This window comes from Anaerobacillus sp. MEB173 (assembly GCF_052119505.1).
In the GTDB taxonomy this organism is placed as follows: domain Bacteria; phylum Bacillota; class Bacilli; order Bacillales; family JBJMAU01; genus JBJMAU01.
Map to the genome: position 1 here is coordinate 231,881 of NZ_JBJMAU010000001.1, position 17,258 is coordinate 249,138.

Annotated in this window: 17 protein-coding genes, 1 pseudogene and 1 riboswitch; of the genes and pseudogenes, 13 read left to right on the forward strand and 5 right to left on the reverse strand. The window is 36.5% G+C overall.

What is annotated here, in order from left to right:
• Positions 1-109 precede the first annotated feature (109 nt).
• Positions 110-1,039: an iron-hydroxamate ABC transporter substrate-binding protein gene (locus ACJ2A9_RS01135; RefSeq protein ID WP_441419764.1), complete on the reverse strand. Its 930-nt coding sequence runs from the start codon at positions 1,037-1,039 to the stop codon at positions 110-112.
• Positions 987-1,835 (reverse strand): ABC transporter ATP-binding protein, encoded by an 849-nt coding sequence (locus ACJ2A9_RS01140; protein ID WP_441419765.1) that lies wholly within the window; start codon positions 1,833-1,835, stop codon positions 987-989. Before ACJ2A9_RS01140 ends, ACJ2A9_RS01135 begins: the two co-directional genes overlap by 53 nt.
• Before the next feature lie 221 nt (positions 1,836-2,056).
• On the opposite strand from ACJ2A9_RS01140, the gene ACJ2A9_RS01145 reads away from it, so the two are divergent.
• From ACJ2A9_RS01145 to ACJ2A9_RS01160, 4 genes are all read left to right on the forward strand, one after another.
• Positions 2,057-2,665, forward strand: a complete 609-nt coding sequence (locus tag ACJ2A9_RS01145; RefSeq protein ID WP_441419766.1) for an MSMEG_1061 family FMN-dependent PPOX-type flavoprotein — start codon at positions 2,057-2,059, stop codon at positions 2,663-2,665.
• A 110-nt stretch (positions 2,666-2,775) separates the two neighbouring features.
• Entirely contained in the window at positions 2,776-2,979 is a 204-nt protein-coding gene (locus ACJ2A9_RS01150) for a hypothetical protein (RefSeq protein WP_441419767.1), read from the forward strand.
• Positions 2,980-3,247: 268 nt separating this feature from the next.
• Positions 3,248-5,137, forward strand: coding sequence for a putative bifunctional diguanylate cyclase/phosphodiesterase (locus tag ACJ2A9_RS01155; RefSeq protein WP_441419768.1), 1,890 nt, complete (start codon positions 3,248-3,250; stop codon positions 5,135-5,137).
• 112 nt (positions 5,138-5,249) lie between these two features.
• Positions 5,250-5,939 carry an oxidoreductase gene (locus ACJ2A9_RS01160; RefSeq protein WP_441419769.1) on the forward strand — a complete coding sequence of 230 codons (690 nt, stop codon included), beginning with the start codon at positions 5,250-5,252 and terminating at the stop codon, positions 5,937-5,939.
• A 134-nt stretch (positions 5,940-6,073) separates the two neighbouring features.
• On the opposite strand, the gene hmpA is transcribed toward ACJ2A9_RS01160, so the two are convergent.
• The gene (gene hmpA / locus ACJ2A9_RS01165; RefSeq protein WP_441419770.1) at positions 6,074-7,306 is read right to left on the reverse strand and encodes an NO-inducible flavohemoprotein; all 1,233 of its coding nucleotides are present in this window, start codon (positions 7,304-7,306) and stop codon (positions 6,074-6,076) included.
• Positions 7,307-7,524: 218 nt separating this feature from the next.
• On the opposite strand from hmpA, the gene ACJ2A9_RS01170 reads away from it, so the two are divergent.
• Positions 7,525-7,959: an Rrf2 family transcriptional regulator gene (locus ACJ2A9_RS01170; protein WP_441419771.1), complete on the forward strand. Its 435-nt coding sequence runs from the start codon at positions 7,525-7,527 to the stop codon at positions 7,957-7,959.
• A gap of 44 nt (positions 7,960-8,003) precedes the next feature.
• Here ACJ2A9_RS01170 and ACJ2A9_RS01175 read toward each other — a convergent pair.
• A pseudogene (locus ACJ2A9_RS01175) lies at positions 8,004-8,579 on the reverse strand (peptide-methionine (S)-S-oxide reductase MsrA); the annotation flags it as partial.
• A 205-nt stretch (positions 8,580-8,784) separates the two neighbouring features.
• Here ACJ2A9_RS01175 and ACJ2A9_RS01180 point away from each other — a divergent pair.
• The 8 genes from ACJ2A9_RS01180 to ACJ2A9_RS01215 all read left to right on the forward strand — a co-directional run bounded on the left by ACJ2A9_RS01180 (position 8,785) and on the right by ACJ2A9_RS01215 (position 15,824).
• The gene (locus tag ACJ2A9_RS01180; RefSeq protein ID WP_441419772.1) at positions 8,785-9,723 is read left to right on the forward strand and encodes a hypothetical protein; all 939 of its coding nucleotides are present in this window, start codon (positions 8,785-8,787) and stop codon (positions 9,721-9,723) included.
• A 152-nt stretch (positions 9,724-9,875) separates the two neighbouring features.
• Complete coding sequence (locus ACJ2A9_RS01185; protein WP_441419773.1) at positions 9,876-10,466, forward strand: peroxiredoxin; 591 nt, start codon at positions 9,876-9,878, stop codon at positions 10,464-10,466.
• 255 nt (positions 10,467-10,721) lie between these two features.
• Positions 10,722-10,979, forward strand: coding sequence for a hypothetical protein (locus ACJ2A9_RS01190; protein ID WP_441419774.1), 258 nt, complete (start codon positions 10,722-10,724; stop codon positions 10,977-10,979).
• 496 nt (positions 10,980-11,475) lie between these two features.
• On the forward strand, positions 11,476-13,356 hold the full coding sequence (htpG, locus tag ACJ2A9_RS01195; protein ID WP_441419775.1) for a molecular chaperone HtpG: 1,881 nt from the start codon (positions 11,476-11,478) through the stop codon (positions 13,354-13,356).
• A 155-nt stretch (positions 13,357-13,511) separates the two neighbouring features.
• Positions 13,512-13,702, forward strand: a riboswitch (cobalamin riboswitch).
• A gap of 148 nt (positions 13,703-13,850) precedes the next feature.
• Complete coding sequence (locus ACJ2A9_RS01200; protein WP_441419776.1) at positions 13,851-14,051, forward strand: hypothetical protein; 201 nt, start codon at positions 13,851-13,853, stop codon at positions 14,049-14,051.
• A 31-nt stretch (positions 14,052-14,082) separates the two neighbouring features.
• Positions 14,083-14,667 carry a GNAT family N-acetyltransferase gene (locus ACJ2A9_RS01205; RefSeq protein WP_441419777.1) on the forward strand — a complete coding sequence of 195 codons (585 nt, stop codon included), beginning with the start codon at positions 14,083-14,085 and terminating at the stop codon, positions 14,665-14,667.
• Between the two features lie 31 nt (positions 14,668-14,698).
• Positions 14,699-15,091 (forward strand): (2Fe-2S) ferredoxin domain-containing protein, encoded by a 393-nt coding sequence (locus ACJ2A9_RS01210; protein ID WP_441419778.1) that lies wholly within the window; start codon positions 14,699-14,701, stop codon positions 15,089-15,091.
• Between the two features lie 106 nt (positions 15,092-15,197).
• Positions 15,198-15,824 carry a LysE family transporter gene (locus tag ACJ2A9_RS01215; RefSeq protein WP_441419779.1) on the forward strand — a complete coding sequence of 209 codons (627 nt, stop codon included), beginning with the start codon at positions 15,198-15,200 and terminating at the stop codon, positions 15,822-15,824.
• On the opposite strand, the gene ACJ2A9_RS01220 is transcribed toward ACJ2A9_RS01215, so the two are convergent.
• Positions 15,816-17,180 (reverse strand): amino acid permease, encoded by a 1,365-nt coding sequence (locus ACJ2A9_RS01220; protein ID WP_441419780.1) that lies wholly within the window; start codon positions 17,178-17,180, stop codon positions 15,816-15,818. The two genes, ACJ2A9_RS01215 and ACJ2A9_RS01220, sit on opposite strands and share 9 nt — an antisense overlap.
• Positions 17,181-17,258 lie beyond the last annotated feature (78 nt).

Here is a 17,258-nt window from a genome sequence, read left to right on the forward strand (position 1 = left end):
CAAAAGTGACCGCTCTCCTCAAACGTTTGGTAAATATAGAGGTTACCTTCTATATTTTTAAAGTCGAGGTGACTGTTACTTTTTGCTTTGAGACATCCTCTTCACATCATTAGTTACCTAGAAAATTTTCAATAAAGAATTCTAGTTGGGATTCCAGCGTGATTGGGTCACTGAAAGATGCCCCATTTCCATTAAGTTCAAATACTCGATTGTTTTTAACGGCAGGAATATTTTTGTATGTTTCCGTTTCTTGGAAAGCAGTGTCAGCGTCAGCGTATTTACTAAGAATGATATAATCGCCAGCATATTCAGGTAAAACTTCCGTAGAAAGAGCATAGTACCCTGATTCTAAAGCCATTTCTTGTACTTTTTCAGGCATTTTTAACTTCATTGCTTGATATAAGATTTCAGTTCCTCGAGCCCAGTTATCCCCGAAAACATATAACTGCTTATCGTAGCTTTCAATGACTGTTACAGTAGCATCTTCACCAATTTTTGCACGAATTTCTTCTCCAGCCGCTTCGGCACGTTGTTGGAAGTCCTCAACCCAAGCAACCGCTTCAGCTTCTTTGTTCAAAAGCTTTCCAATTTCGATATGTTGAGTTAAATAATCGACTTGTCCCCAAGTAAATGTTACTGTAGGAGCAATTTCATTTAATTTATCAATGTTGTTAATATTTGATAATCCAATGATTAAATCTGGCTCCAGTTCAAGTATTTTTTCTAAGCTTTCATCTGAAACTTCTTCAACATCTTTTAGCTCCTGCTCAAAAGTTGCACTATTTTTTGACCAAACATCAACACCTACAACATTTACTCCCAGCGAAAGTACATTACCTGTAAATCCAGATAATAAAATAACACGTTGCGGGTCAGCAGGAACCTCGACTGGTCCGTTTTCAGATTCATAAGTAATCGTATCAGAATTACCTTCATCTGTTGGTGCATTTTCCTCTGTTGATGTTGTTGTTCCATTACTGCAGGCACTAATAATCAGAACTAGCACGAGCATGAAGGGTAGGAATAGTTTTTTCTTCATTGTTATTTTCTCCTTTAACTAAGTTGTATGTGATGCACATTGGTTTGTTTGTCCTTGGATCTCGTCCAATTTCTGCATCAATATGAAATACTTTTTTTAGTACGTCATGCGTCATGACTTCCTCACAGCTGCCTGCTTTGACAATCTCACCATCCTTAAGAGCGATAATATAGTCGGCAAAACGCGCTGCTTGGTTTAAATCATGAAGAACCATGACAATTGTTCGTTCTTGTTCAACATTAAGCTTTTGCAGTAGCTCTAATACTTCTAACTGATGAGCCATATCTAGGTAAGTTGTCGGTTCATCAAGAAATATAATCTCCGTTTCCTGCGCTAACGCCATTGCAATCCAGACTCTTTGCCGTTGTCCACCAGAAAGAGCATCAACAGGCCGGTATTTAAAATCGGCTGTTCCAGTTACCTCAAGCGCCCACTCAATGACCTCGAGATCTTTCTTTGTTAAGCGGCCAAACCCTTTTTGATAAGGGAAGCGCCCATACGATACAAGCTCACCAACTGTTAATCCACTTGCACTTTCAGGTGTTTGAGGGAGAATGGCCATTTTTTTGGCAAGTATTTTTGTGTTTTCCTTAGAAATATTTTCGCCGTCCAAAATAACTGCCCCAGATTGGTGAGTAATGATCCGCGTAATGGCTTTGAGTAGTGTTGATTTTCCACAGCCATTTGAACCGATAATTGTCGTCACTTTTTTATCCGGTATTTTTACACTTAGGTTTTTCACAATAAAACGTTCACCGTAACTTATACAAATGTCATCGGTATATAAGCGGACCATTCGTATCCCTCCAAGTTGTATTGGTATGTACTTCCATTCAATTGATACCGATTATCAATATCGCTTCTAAATTTACTATAATTTGAACCTTTCAACCTGTCAATAATAATTTATAAATATTTTTATTGAATAATAAATTTGGTTCATATAAACTATTGCTATTATTATATAGTTAGAATAATAGGGAATTTTCGAATTTAATAGGGGGAGCGGTATTATATATGAAAACAATTAACTTTGCTGATCAATCCATTACAACTGAAGAGGAGTTAAGAGAGATCGTTGGAACTCCGCATAAACTTGTCGAGAAGAAAAGCATTTCGATACTTGATGAGCATTGTAAAGCGTTTATCAAGATGTCACCACTCCTGTTTCTTGCAACTGCAGATGCTGCAGGGAAATGTGATGTGTCACCGAGGGGAGACCAACCAGGGACCGTTCACGTCTTAAATGAAACACAGTTAGTCATTCCTGACCGTCCCGGGAACCGTCGATTAGATTCTATTCTTAATATCCTTTCAAACCCGCATGTTGGACTTGTATTTCTGATTCCAGGTTTAGAAGAGGTGCTCCGAATTAATGGGCGTGCAACGATCATTAAGGACAAGCAAATTCTTAGTGAGATGAAGTTGAAGAATCAAGCGCCTTCAATAGGTATCGGGGTTGATGTTGAGGAATGCTTTATTCATTGTCCTAGAGCATTAAAGGAGTCAAACGTATGGAATCGTGACACATGGGAAAACGAAGAAAATCTTCCTACTTTGATGGAAATTTTTCAAGCACATCTTAAGATTAACGGGATTGAAATGACTAAAGAAGCGACGAAATAGAATTCTTGGCGAAATTTGTTGTCGATAATTTACGAACGAAAACAGTAGTAATCCTTAGGCGATTGTGGGATTATATTACATAGCATAATACATAAATGGAGGGACCTTTTTTGTTTGGTTTTATTAATATCGAAGCTGTACAAATAGCATTTTTTGATGGTTTTTTACCAGTTATCATGATGTTCTTAGTTCCTTTATTGCTGTGGGTTGTATTACCTGGGATCGTTGCACAGTTAATATTCAAACGGAGAATTGCTTATAGTTACGGTGCATTACTAGGATTATTAGGATTATTTACAATTGGACCATTATAAAATAACAATGAAAAGACCACTGCTGACAGTGGTCTTTTTTGTGTTAGCATCGGTAAAGATTGTTGTAGTACTGAAGTACTGCCAAGCATAATCAGTTAACATTAGGTTAAAATAGAGGTACTTTATTATGAAGTATTTTTTGAAAAGAGTGTGACATTGATCACAGTCTTTTCTATATAATAATCTGATAATATAATAACATACATAGTAGAATGTCTCAGAATCACGCTTCTAGGAAGATTTTTCACACAACAAAGGAGGCAAGTAGATGGATAGGATGATCGATGATGAAGACCGGCATAATTCAAAACCTCATGTGCGTTTTGAAGAAGGTGCAACATATTGTCACGTAGACTTTTCTAAGTTCCAAATTCGGCAAGGGGACTTTATAAAAGAGAACTTTGAACGGAAATTCCACGATCCACTTAAGAATTTATCAGATGTTCGGCTTGCATTGGATACAATTGCCTTTATTTCGATTGCTGATATTAGCGGGAACATTACGTATGTTAACGATAAATTTTGTGAGATTACTAGATTTAGTCGAGATGAGCTTATCGGACGTAATCATCGCCTCATTAACTCCGGCTATCACAGCAAAACGTTCTTCGGAGAATTATGGAAAACAGTAAAAGAAGGCCAAGTATGGGAAGGGGAAGTCAAAAATAAAACGAAGGATGGTCGCTTCTTTTGGGCTCAAACAACAGTTGTCCCCCTTTATGAAAATGGTGCTGTTACCCAGTTTGTTGCATTACGAACAGATATTACGGAAAAAAAGGAAATTGAGGAAGAGGCACTTCTGCGAAACGAAGAACTAAAAAATAGTAAGGAACTTATTAAGATCCTTACTGATTATGATTATTTAACAGGCATAAGTAACCGCAGGCAACTTGAAATTCGTTTAAAAAGTGAAATAAAAAGAGCGCAAAGTAATGCCCGTCAATTTGCATTTATTTATTTGGATTTAGATAATTTCAAGTTTGTTAATGATTCTTTAGGTTATGAACAAGGAGACAAGCTAATCAAATTGGTAGCAGCACGGTTAATTGACTACATTGGTGATAAGGGACTTGTTTCACGAATTGGCGGCGATGAGTTTGGATTACTTCTTCCCACTGTGACAAATGAGAAGGAGCTTGAAAAGGAAGCGGAGAGTCTGCTCTCTATATTTATAACACCATTTGTCATCCAAAAACATGAATTATATATCAGTGTCAGTCTCGGAATAACACTCTACCCGTATGGGGGAGAAACGATAAAAGCGATATTTCAAAATGCGGAATTGGCAATGTATCGGGCTAAGGAAGAAGGAAGAAATCAATATAAAGTCTTTCATTATACAATGTATGATGGGAGCTATAAAGCATTTTCACTGCAAAATGATTTAAAGAAAGCGAAATTAAAGGAAGAATTACTGCTCTATTATCAGCCAAAGATTGATGCCAATACGTATGAAATCGTTGGTGCTGAAGCTCTGATTCGCTGGAATCATCCAGAATGGGGTATGGTCCCGCCATTTGAGTTTATTACATTAGCCGAACGGTCCGGGCTTATTATTACCATTGACGAGTGGGTATTGGCTTCGGTTTGCAAACAATTGAAGGAATGGGAGAGACTTGGGATTCCATTAATTAAAGTTTCAATCAACTTTTCAGCGATTGAATTTTTACAAGCTGATCTTGTTCAAAGAGTGAAAGAAACACTAGAAAAATTTGATGTAGATCCGAGTTGGATTGAAATAGAAATTACAGAAAGTGCATTTCTTGATAATGAAATCCATTCCATCAAAATGATTGAAGATTTGAAAAAACTCGGAATCTCAATGGCATTAGATGACTTTGGTACAGGCTATTCTTCGTTATTTTATTTAAAGAGATTCAAATTAGATACGATTAAAATTGATCAATCGTTTGTTAAAGATATTGATTCAAGTACTGAAAGTATTGAGATCACTAAGGCAATCGTTCAACTAGCGAACAATCTAGGAATAAATGTCGTCGCTGAAGGTATCGAAACATATAATCAATTACAGCTACTAAAAGATATTGGCTGTTACCGTACACAAGGGTATTTATTCAGCAAACCAATTCCACTAAATAAATTCGAACAATTATTAGTTGCTAGAAGATGTCCTCCTGAACGAGATATCATAAATTAGATCAAAATTTTAAATAAAAAGCACGGATAAAGAGTGGAGACGAAAAACTCCGCTCTTTTCTATTTTTTTGATATAGTATGAGTACGAAAAAATAGAAAAGGAAGTAATGTTAATGAATAAAAAAACAGCACTGATTGCAGGTGCAACTGGTTTAGTCGGAAAAGAGCTTCTAGCAGAATTATTATTTGGTGGAGATTATGAGAAGGTATATGTACTTGTAAGAAGACCACTTGAATTACACCATCCAAAACTAAGTGAAATCATTTGTGATTTTGACAAACTGGAGGAGGTTCACGAAGTCTTTGATGTTGATGATGTGTTCTGTTGCTTGGGGACAACGATTAAGAAAGCTAAGTCAAAGGAAGCAATGTATAAGGTAGATGTCGAGTACCCAATAACTATGGCTAATCTCTCAAAACAAAAGGGAGTGAAGCATTTTTTAATCATTAGTTCGGTGAATGCCAATGCAAGTTCAAAGTTATGGTACCCAAGAATGAAAGGCTTGCTAGAAGAGCAGTTAAAAAATTTCGAGCTTCACACTTTATCTATTTTTCAACCATCTTTGTTACTTGGTAATCGTAATGAGTTTCGATTTGCCGAAAACATGGCAGCTAAACTGTACGGTGGATTATCATCATTGATGAAAGATTCTTGGAAAAGTCGTTTCGCAATCGAAGCAAAAACCGTTGCCAAAGCAATGTATGAAGTTGCTCAACAAGATATAAAAGGAATTAAGGTATACTCAGCCAACGAAATGGACTATATTGTAAGAGAAAACCGAACAGACGCTATTGAGAACTAAAAGGTTATCCTATCGTAACCATTCAAATCGAAGTTATGGTCAATCAGTCACTGATCGAAATAGATCACAAAATCAAAACCGGCCTCCATTATACGAGGCCGGCTTTTCTTTCATTGTATCTTAAATTGTCATTATTACGCTAACTGTTGGGCTGGTCCAAAGAATTCAAAATGAATTTTTTCTTCAGGTACATTCCATTCAATTAATGCTTGCTTGATCGATTTCATAAATGGTACTGGACCACAGAAGTAGAAGTCAGCACTATTATCCTTTAGGATCGATTGTAAATAAGCGAGGTCAATATAACCTTCTTTATCAAACACATTGTTCGCTCGATCTTCTTCAGTCGGATAATCGTAACAAACATAATAGTTCACATTGTCATGATTGTTAGCTAGCTCTTTGACATGATCATGCATCGCATGGAAGTTGCTGTTAATTGCTGCATGGATAAATGTAACTTGGCGTTCTGGCTGTTTTTCAACTAATGTGTTTAACATGCTGATCATTGGTGTTAAACCAACACCACCACTAATTAAGACAACCGGTTCAGTTTGGTCCATATTTAAGACAAAGTCACCTGCTGGTGCAGTAAGTTCAACAACATCACCTTCATTTATAGAATCATGTAAATAATTTGACACAACACCATCCGGTACGTCTTTATTTGCTTCACGCTTTGTACTGATTCGGTAATAGTCTTTGCCCGGTGCATCAGATAAACTATATTGTCTGATGTGTGTGTATTCTTCACCAGGAATTGTTAGACGAATGCTAATATATTGACCAGGCTTAAAGTCTGAAATTGTTTTACCATCTTTTGCTTTTAAGTAGAAAGATGTAATGACATCACTTTCTTTTACTTTCTTCTCAACAACAAAGTCTCTAAATCCATTCCATCCACCATTTAGGCCTGCGGCTTCCTCATACATTTCTCTTTCAACTTGAATAAATACATCAGCAATTACGCCATATGCTTTGCCCCAGGCATCAATAATCTCATCTGTTGCCGCATCACCAAGGACTTCTTTAATAGCAATTAGTAAATACTTTCCAACGATAGGGTATTGCTCTGGTTTAATTTCTAAACTTCTATGCTTATGTGCAATTTGTTTCACAACAGGGATAATTGCTTCTAAGTTGTCTATGTATTGTGCAGCAGCGTAAACAGTATTAGCTAAAGCTTTTGGTTGGCTCCCTTGTTTTTGATTTGATTGGTTAAACACATTTAATAATTCAGGATGTGCAGCAAACATTCTTTTATAAAAGTGTTTCGTAATCGCTTCACCATGTTGTGCTAATACCGGAACTGTCGCCTTCACCGTTTCAATTGTCTTTGCATCTAATTGTAATGTAGTCGTTGCCATTTTATAAAACTCCTTTTCTAATATATTCACCGTGTAAACATTTATTTTTAATACATGTTTTATTATAAATACACTAATCTGCTAAAAGCAATATTTAAAATACACCTTTAACAAAATAGTCACAATTCAAAATATTTCTTTCATTTTCCTCTTTGTGGTATAGTTAAACGTAATTATTTTACTTCTCTATCTGAAGATGATGGAATTAGGTGATGTTTATGCAATTAACAGCTTTTACTGACTATACATTGCGCGTTCTTATTTATTTAGGAGTACAACCTGAAAACAAACGGTCGAATATAAAGGAAATCTCAGACTTATATAACATTTCATTTAATCATGTAAGTAAAGTTGTATTTGAGTTAGGAAAAATAGGATTAATTAAAACCATTCGAGGGCGTAACGGAGGGATTATGCTTGGTAAAGACCCTTCAGAAATAAATCTTGGCGCATTAGTTCGTCATACTGAAAGTCCGCTGACGATTGTTGAATGCTTTGATGATGAAAACAATATGTGTAAGCTAAGTCCGGCTTGTCGATTAAAAGGAGTTCTGCATCAAGCACTTCAAGCTTATTTTCAAGTCCTTGATTCGTATACATTAAGTGATCTGCTGGTAAATAAAGATGGTTTACATCAACTGCTGAATAGCTGACACAGTAACGAGTACTCATATAGAGTACTCGTCGTTTTGCGTAACTACCACTTAAAAGAGGACAATAGCTTTCGTATCTGCTGCTGGTTATCGTCTGATATTCCCCAGTTTTCAACTTCTTTTTTTATGTCATTAAGTGTTCCTAGACCACGAACAAAAGCATTCAACCTGGCTGCTAACGTAGAATCTACAAAATCTTTGTCAGTTTGGAAACAGCCCCTTATTATTTTGTAAGCAGCATGATACCGTTTCAGATAATATTTTTGATGCTTTTCTTCAGCCAAAAAAAATCTGCGATAGCTGCTTACCTCTGTTTCAATTTCGTAGCCTCGATTTTCCGACCACCTCTTTCTAGATTCGTGTGCAATCATACGTTGCTCCTCACTGTGGTAAAGGAGTAATGATAAATATTGACGGCCGCGATAACCGCTTTGTCTTGCATGGTGTTGCTCCCAAAAGTGATTGACTACAGCTTCATAAGTAATCTGCTCACGGTTAAAATCGATTTGAACCGTTTCAGTATGATCACCCATTTGTCGGTAAGTAGGATTTTCCAATGTTCCCCCGGCATACCCTACACGTGTCCGGATTACACCAGGAAGATGCCCGAACCGAGCATCACTACCCCAAAATCAGCCCATCCCAAATGTTGCTGTTTCTATATGACCTGCCTGTTGCGAATAAATTGAAACCTTTTGTAGTTGTTGTTCGTAACTCATTATAACTACCACCTTAAAAATAAAATGTAAAGAAATAATATCATGAAACGGGAGCCTCAAAAAGCTAAGGACAGAGCTAATGATGAAAAGAGAGGAGAGATGTGTATTGTTTACGGATTTAAATAAAAGCTTACAGGAAATTAAAGAAAGACAATGGAAAAAACGGAAGTATGAAGAACACATCGCAAGAGCGAAGGACTACTTACGGGGAATGCAAAGCAAGGTGTCCGTATTATCAAAACAGCTAGAAAAAGAGCAAGCAGATGTCGCAAAATTAGAACGAGTGTCACTGACAAATATTTTCTATACAATCACTGGTAAGAAACTTGAAAAAATGAATAAAGAACAGCAGGAAGCACTTTCGGCCCAGCTGAAGTATGAGGAAGCGCTTGAAGTGGCTTCTGAATTAGAGGAAGAGATTGCCGAACTTTCACAAAGGCTAAATAAAGTCATCAATGCTGATACAGAATATAAGGAACTGCTCAAAGAAAAGGAACGGCTCATTCAAGATCAAGATTCGATATGGACGGAACAATTGTATGAACTCTCTGAACAACAATCAGAGCTTGCCGCTGTAGTACAGGAATACAATGAAGCGATCGATACAGGAAAACAAGCGTCAAAGGCATTAGCTGCAGCAATCTCATCACTAGAAAGTGCAAAAGGCTGGTCAACATGGGATATGTTTGGCGGCGGAATGATCACAACGGCAATTAAGCACAGCCGTCTCGATGATGCGAAAAGCCAAGTACATATCGCACAAACAAAATTGCGGCTTTTTCAAGAGGAATTGGCTGATGTGACGAACCATGACAAAATTGAACTTCAATTCAGTGGATTGCTTACATTTGCTGATTATTTTTTCGATGGGATTATATTTGATTGGATGGTACACGGAAAAATCACCGATTCCCTGCAGCAAGTGAAAGAAACAAAAGAAAAGGTAGATCAATTGATTGCCAGATTAAATGAACAACACAAGAAACGCCAACATCAATTAGAGGAAACAAAGATAAAGAGAGTTGAATTGATAGAGAGTATGTAACATAAAAAGAATCAAGCAAGTGGCATTTCGTGCTACTTGCTTTTTACATTTCAAACAAAACGGACAATCTTCCTTTTCCTATCTATTGACATAACGTAAAACAGGAAGAGCGTATACATGGTTAACTTTTTGTGAGGTAATGAGGTGATGAGATGAACGATAATCAAAATACACAGTACTGTCCTTGCTGTGAACAACCTTTTTGTGCGCAAACGACTGATGCAGCACCTACGTTTACAGCTGAAGCTTGGGATAATCGAAATAAAAAAATAAAAAAGGTACATCTGGATCAATACAAAGGCAAATGGGTGATCTTATTTTTCTATCCAAGTGACTTTACGTTTGTTTGACCGACGGAATTAGCGGCGGTCGCCGCTATACATCACCAATTAACATACTTAAATACCGACATACTAGCAATTAGCACGGATAGTGTGTATGCGCATAAAGCATTTACGGAAGTAACGCCTGCAGTATCTAATATTGCATTCCCGCTTATCAGTGATCGAACACATGAAATAAGTAAAAGCTATCGGGTTTTTAATGAAAAAACTGGAGCGGCATATCGTGGAACAATTATTATTGACCCAGATGGAATGATCGTATCAAAACAGGTGTATCCATTAGAAATTGGCCGCAATACGTTTGAAATAGTCAGATTAATTCAAGCACTACAACATGGCCGCAAGACAGGAAAGGGTGTACCAGCGAATTGGATGCCAACGGAATTAAGGTATTATTAATATATTTTGCACGTCCTACTTTTTTAGCAAATATTTATAAATAGATTGGATTTGATAGAGGAAAAGTCAATGGTGTTGTCGAAGTTATTATTCAGAATTATAAGCATATTGATATAGTAGTAAAAAATACTAGTAAGCTAGGTGATAATCTCTTAGTCAAAATTTAATTAGCAACTGATGTGAGAAGCAGGTAAATGGCGGATTTAGTGATTTATTGTAAGGAGTAGTACATTTTAAAACAAAAGGGTGATCTTCGTGAAAGGTAAGATGTACGGCATTTCAGAGGCAGCTGACCAACTCGGCATGCAGAAATCAATACTTCGAAACTACGTGAGATTATTAAAAGAACAAGGCTATTCCATTGCAGTGAACGAAAAGGGATATCACAAGTTGAGTGATACCGATTTAGAAGTTATTAAAAAAGTACAAAAAGAATATGAAAGTTCGATGGTAAGTGTTTATGCAAGTGTAGAAAAAGTAATAGGGGACCAAGATAATTCTTGTGTTTCATAATAATGTTGTAATCCCCATGGAAGCATCTGTCTTAACAAATGCTTCCATGGGATTTTTTTGCGAAAAAGTGAGATAAAATGAGGAAAGCATTGATGTCATACGCTTTCATCAATAATGTTGTCGTTTTCATTAACGAAAACCGCTTTTGTTAATTATTAGAAAGAGGATCATAATAAGGATACATTCAATTTAATTATTAATGAAAGAAGGAATTCGAAATGAAAAGATTACTTCGATACTTTGAAGAAATTATTCACGATTACCGCGAACTACGTGATCAGGCAGAAAAGATTATGAAGCGTAGCATGTTTAGATAATATATATTCAAAACGAGCAACCAATAATGATTGCTCGTTTTTTTGTTTTTTTACTTCAAAAATTCTCTCATTTCATTGACATCGAACACAACATATGTAAAATAAAAAATAGAAATTAGCACTCAGTATGGTTGAGTGCTAATTGGTATGTTATGCAAATTTGAAAGGAGATGCACAGTATGACGACAAAGCAATTTAAAGCAGAATCAAAACGTTTGTTAGAGATGATGATCAATTCAATTTATACACAGCGGGAAATCTTTTTAAGAGAATTAATTTCAAACTCAAGTGATGCCATTGATAAAATTTACTATAAGGCGTTAACGGATGAAAATTTACGCTTCGACAACGAGAGCTACTACATAAAGATTAAAGCAGATAAGGAAAACCGGACGTTAACGATTACTGATACTGGAATTGGAATGACTGAGGAAGAGCTGGAAAATAACTTAGGTGTAATTGCAAAAAGTGGTTCCCTTGCATTTAAGACGGAAAATGAAAGCAAAGACGGTCATGATATCATCGGGCAATTTGGTGTTGGGTTCTACTCAGCGTTCATGGTTGCTGATGTCGTAACAGTGATTAGTAAAGCTCTTGGCAGTGACCAAGCTTACAAATGGGAATCAAGAGGAACGGATGGCTACACAATTGAGCCGGCAGAAAAAGAAGACGTTGGTACTGAGATTATTTTACAAATCAAAGAGAATACAGAAGAAGAAAGCTATGATGAATTTCTTGAGGAATATCGTCTCAAATCTATTATTAAAAAATACTCTGATTTCATTCGTTATCCGATCAAAATGGACGTATCGGTTAAGAAAGCAAAAGAAGACAGTGACAATGAGTTTGAGGATGTAATTGAAGAAGAAATCATCAATAGTATGGTTCCAATTTGGAAAAAGAACAAAAACGAGCTAACTACCGAGGACTATGAGAACTTTTATCAAGAAAAGCATTACGGTTTTGACAAGCCGCTTAAGCATATTCACATTACAGTTGATGGTGCGGTACGCTATCATTCGATACTTTATATTCCGGAAAATATTCCATTTGATTACTATTCAAAGGAATTTGAAAAAGGCTTAGAACTTTACTCAAATGGCGTACTCATCATGGAAAAATGTGCGGATCTACTTCCTGATTACTTCAGTTTTGTAAAAGGGATGGTCGACTCTGAAGACCTTTCATTAAACATTTCTCGTGAGATGCTTCAGCACGACCGTCAATTAAAGCTGATTGCCAAAAACATTAAGAAGAAAATTAAGAGCCAGCTGCAAAGCATACTGAAGGAAGAAAGGGAAAAATATGAGCAATTTTACAAATCTTTCGGCCGTCAGCTAAAATACGGCGTGTATAGTGATTTTGGTGCAAATAAAGAGGAATTGCAAGACCTGCTTATGTTCTATTCATCTAAGGAGAAGAAGCTCGTAACATTGGCTGAATATGTGGAAAGAATGCCTGAGGAGCAAAAATACATTTACTATGCTTCAGGGGAATCGAATGACCGCATTGCCAAGATGCCACAGACAGAGCTTGTTGTTGATAAAGGATTTGAAGTACTGTATTTCAGTGAAGATATTGATGAGTTTGCGATCAAAATGCTCATGAATTACAAAGAGAAAGAATTCAAATCCGTTTCAAGCGGTGACTTAGGAATCGAATCTGATGAAGACAAGAAAGAGATCGATGAAAAAGAAACGGAAAACAAAGAGCTGTTTACGCAAATGAAAGAGATTCTAGCTGGAAAAGTGAAGGATGTCAGAGTTTCTAAACGCTTGAAGACACACCCTGTATGTTTGGCAACAGAAGGGGAAGTCACAATTGAAATGGAAAAAATCCTTCAAGCGATGCCAGATAATCAAAATATTAAAGCAGACAAAATCCTTGAAATTAACGTCAATCACGATGTGTTTACAGCTTTAAAACAATGTTTCGAGAACGATAAAGAGAAGCTAAACCTTTATACAAATCTATTATACAACCAAGCGCTTCTGATTGAAGGATTGCCACTTGAGGATCCTGTTCAATTTACAAAGGACATGTGTAAGGTAATGATTTAGTTATCAAACAAGCCGAATTCACAAACATGTGAGTTCGGCTTTCTTATTTTAATTATTATAAAATTCAGAAAGTATATTTTAAATTGATATCGATAGAAACCGGGAAAATAATGGTAGACATTAAAGGTATGGTAATGTAATATAAAAAAATAATTATATACATATTCTAGACAGGTTGTTGTGCATTGAAGAATGTATAGCTTAAAAGGGAAGTTCGGTGAAATTCCGACACGGTTCCCGCCACTGTAATCCGGAGTAACTTGCACGAAGTCACTGCTTTAATAGCGGGAAGACGCAAGAAGCGACGATGGTAAGTCAGGAGACCTGCCTGTTTAGAGAACACAATGTGACCTGCGGGATATAGGGAGGTGTTTGCGAAGACGAAAGTAATGTATGCATTTTTTAAGGCAGAACATACCATTGTTTTTTGTGAGCATTTAAACCTAATAGGTTTAAATGCTCTTTTTAGTATGTAAAAAGAGGGGGAGAAGGTTTTGGAAAATGTTTATTTCAGAAAATACTATGATGCATTAGGAGCAACTCTGTTAATCTACGCTTCGAAGCGAAAGGTAGAAAAAGAATACATCGAATTAAAATCAAAAATTATCGATGATAAAAGTAATAGAGTAGATCGAGAAGAAGAATTGCAGGCGCTTAATAAAGCTTATCAATCGATTGTGTGCTTTTTCTCTTAATGCTTTAAAAAGCATATAAGGATGTGGTTCAATGTCGTATACGATTATAACGAATCAGAGGGAAATTTTAAAAATATTACAGAAACTTCATTTTCATTCTAATCTAAATCGTTTTCGTGATTCAGATAAACAACAAGAGGCGATGCTCATTGCGATGGAGAGTGATGATGTATTAATGGCCCTGGCATTAAATAATGAAAACATTATTGGATACGCGATTATACTTTCACCAGAAAGTGATGAGAGGTGGATACGATTAAATTATCTGAAGATGTTAGGCGTAATTGAAGTAGCACCAGAATTCCGAAATCAAAAAGTGGGACAGAAATTGTTACAGGCTTTGTTTAGATTAGCTGAAACAGAAAACTACATTATTATTTCATTGGAATATTGTTGGCATTGGGACCTAGACATGACAAATGGGGATCCCATTCTATATAAAAACATGCTTAAACATGTTCTGGAGTCAGTTGGATTTGAGGAATTTCATACAAATGAACCAGACATCGCCTGTTATGATGTGAATTTCATGATGGCCAGAGTGGGTTCTAAAATAACACTTAGTCAATTGTACGATTTTGCTAATCTAGCCATTCAATCGAATGTTGACTTATAAAATAATTAAGTAAGAGGAGAGGGGAATTAATTTGGCGACTTGGGATTTATCAACAACTAAGCATCATGTATTAATTTGTAATGGAAGCAGTTGCAAGAAAGCAGGAGCTGAAGACTTGACACTGGCTATTCGTAAAGAAATTTCAAATCAAGGGCTTGATCAGATGATCCATACAACAAGAACACTTTGTAACGGTCGTTGTCAGGATAAATGTGTATTAATAACTTACCCTGATGGAAAATGGTATAAAAATATTTCGGCAGAAGATGCTCCGCAATTCATTGAATCATTAATGTCAGGACATGACATTGAAAGTTATATCAGTCATTGTTTTAATGGGACTGGATTTCAAGCGTTAGGTGAAACGGTGAAAGGAACAATAAAAGACGAACATATTGTTAAAAAAGTTTCTAAAGGGTTATAGCCACTTAATGCACAAAGGTTTTACATTCCCCCACATCCATGAGTCGTAAATCCTTGACTTGCTGAATATGATGTACAAGCGACTGGTTGTCTCATGGAGGTGTTTTATGGCTGTATTTTTCAGTTACATATTACTTGGATTATCTTTGGCTGCACCGATCGGGCCGGTCAATGCAGCGCAAATTGACAAAGGCATTAAAGGTGGTTTTTTTCATGCATGGCTCGTTGGATTAGGTGCGACAATTGCTGATGGATTCTTTATGCTACTTGTTTTTTTAGGACTTGTTCATTTGATCGAGATTCCTTTTGTTCAGGCTTTTCTATGGTTATTTGGCTTTTTTGTTTTAGTATATACAGGCTATGAGAGTTTATTTAGTGCAAAACAGCTTTCAACAGATATGATGAGAGGCGGACAAGAATCACATCTGAAATCATTTCTCACTGGTTTTATTATGTCGTTATTTAATCCTATCACGATTCTATTTTGGCTTGGGATCTTTGGTTCGATTTTAGCAAAAACAATAACATCATATGACACGAACACATTAATTATCTACTGTTCAGCCATTTTTATCGGCATTTGTCTTTGGGATGTAACTATGGCAGTACTAGCGAGTGGAATGCGCCGATTCTTAACAACTAAGCTTTTAACAACGGTTTCTGTTATATCAGGAATATCGTTAATTGGTTTTGGGATTTATTTTGGAATCCAAGCGTGTAAATTACTATTCTAATCTCGTAAATAAAGTACTTTTATCTTCATTTCCTTTATTCTTTTTCCAAAAGTGCTGCATGATAAGCGTAATTAGTCCAACAACGACTATAAATATTAGGCTAACAAAAAATCCTGGTCGACTTGTATGATGAAAAGTCGTTCCAATGACCGCAATGAGAACAAGGAAAAACCCGATGAACCGTTTTACGTTGTCTTTTGCTGTTAGTTTTGAGAGCCGTCCGTATGAACCGATAATGAAACACCAGTTATACAAAAGCATTAGTCCAGCAGCAGTTGTCACATATTCATAAATACGACCGGGCATGACCCGGGATAAGATAATCGAAATAATAATTCCTCCTGCTGTAAGGGTAATCGCTGGCAAGGCGATTTTCTTTTTCGTTTGTTTTGCAAAAATTGCTGGGGCATCCTTATCCTCGGCTAACGTAACAAGTATGCGAATAATCGCAAACAATGAAGCGACCATCGTAGAGAACCCGGCAATAATGAATACGCCATTAAAAATATGCTGGACGTACTGAATATTATAATTGTTTAACGCGGTAACAAAAGGACTTTCATCGGTTGTTATGTTATTCCAAGATACAATTAGTAAGGCAAGAGCAACTGATGTAATATAGATAAGTGCTAACACAAACAGCATCACTTTTCCCGATTTCATTGCATCTTTCTTTTCTTTCAATCGAACTGCAAGTAACCCCATAATTTCAATTCCGGCAAACCCATAAAATCCGTAAATTAATGCTGGCATAAAGCCGCCTAATCCATTTGGAAAAATTTGTCCATATGTCCGGGGTATCGTTATTTGTTCATTTCCATTACCAAACACGCCAAATAAAGCAATGATTGCAAGTATGATAAACATCAGAATGGCGGCAATTTTTAATACTGCTAACAGGTTCTCAACTCGATCAAATCCTTTAGGCCCAATTACGATTACCAAAATACCTAGTGCTCCATAAATACTCGCAAATATCCATAATGGGATACCAGGAAACCAAATACGGGTGAAAATGGACAATGCCGTCAATTGACTGCCTGTGATTAGCATTTCTGACATAAAGTAAACCCAGCCGCTTGCAAAACCAGCCCAGCGTCCATAGGCTTTTTTTGCATATGTACGGAAGGAGCCTTTTTGTGGATCGGCAATTGTCATCTTCGCAAGTGCTTCATAAACGATATATGTCCCAATCGCTGCAATAGCAAAGGCAAAAACAACAGAAGGTCCTGCCATACCAATGGCAATGCTAGACCCAAGAAAAAAACCAGTTCCAATCGTACCAGCTACTCCTAAAAGAGACAGCTCCCACCAGCGTAAGAGCTTTTCTGTTTTCTCGCCTGAATTTGCTGCCATCGATCTGTCACGCTCCTTATTTTCTCTTCATTATTGTTTGAAAAAATAGGTTGTTTATGTAAGATGTTTCATCACAAA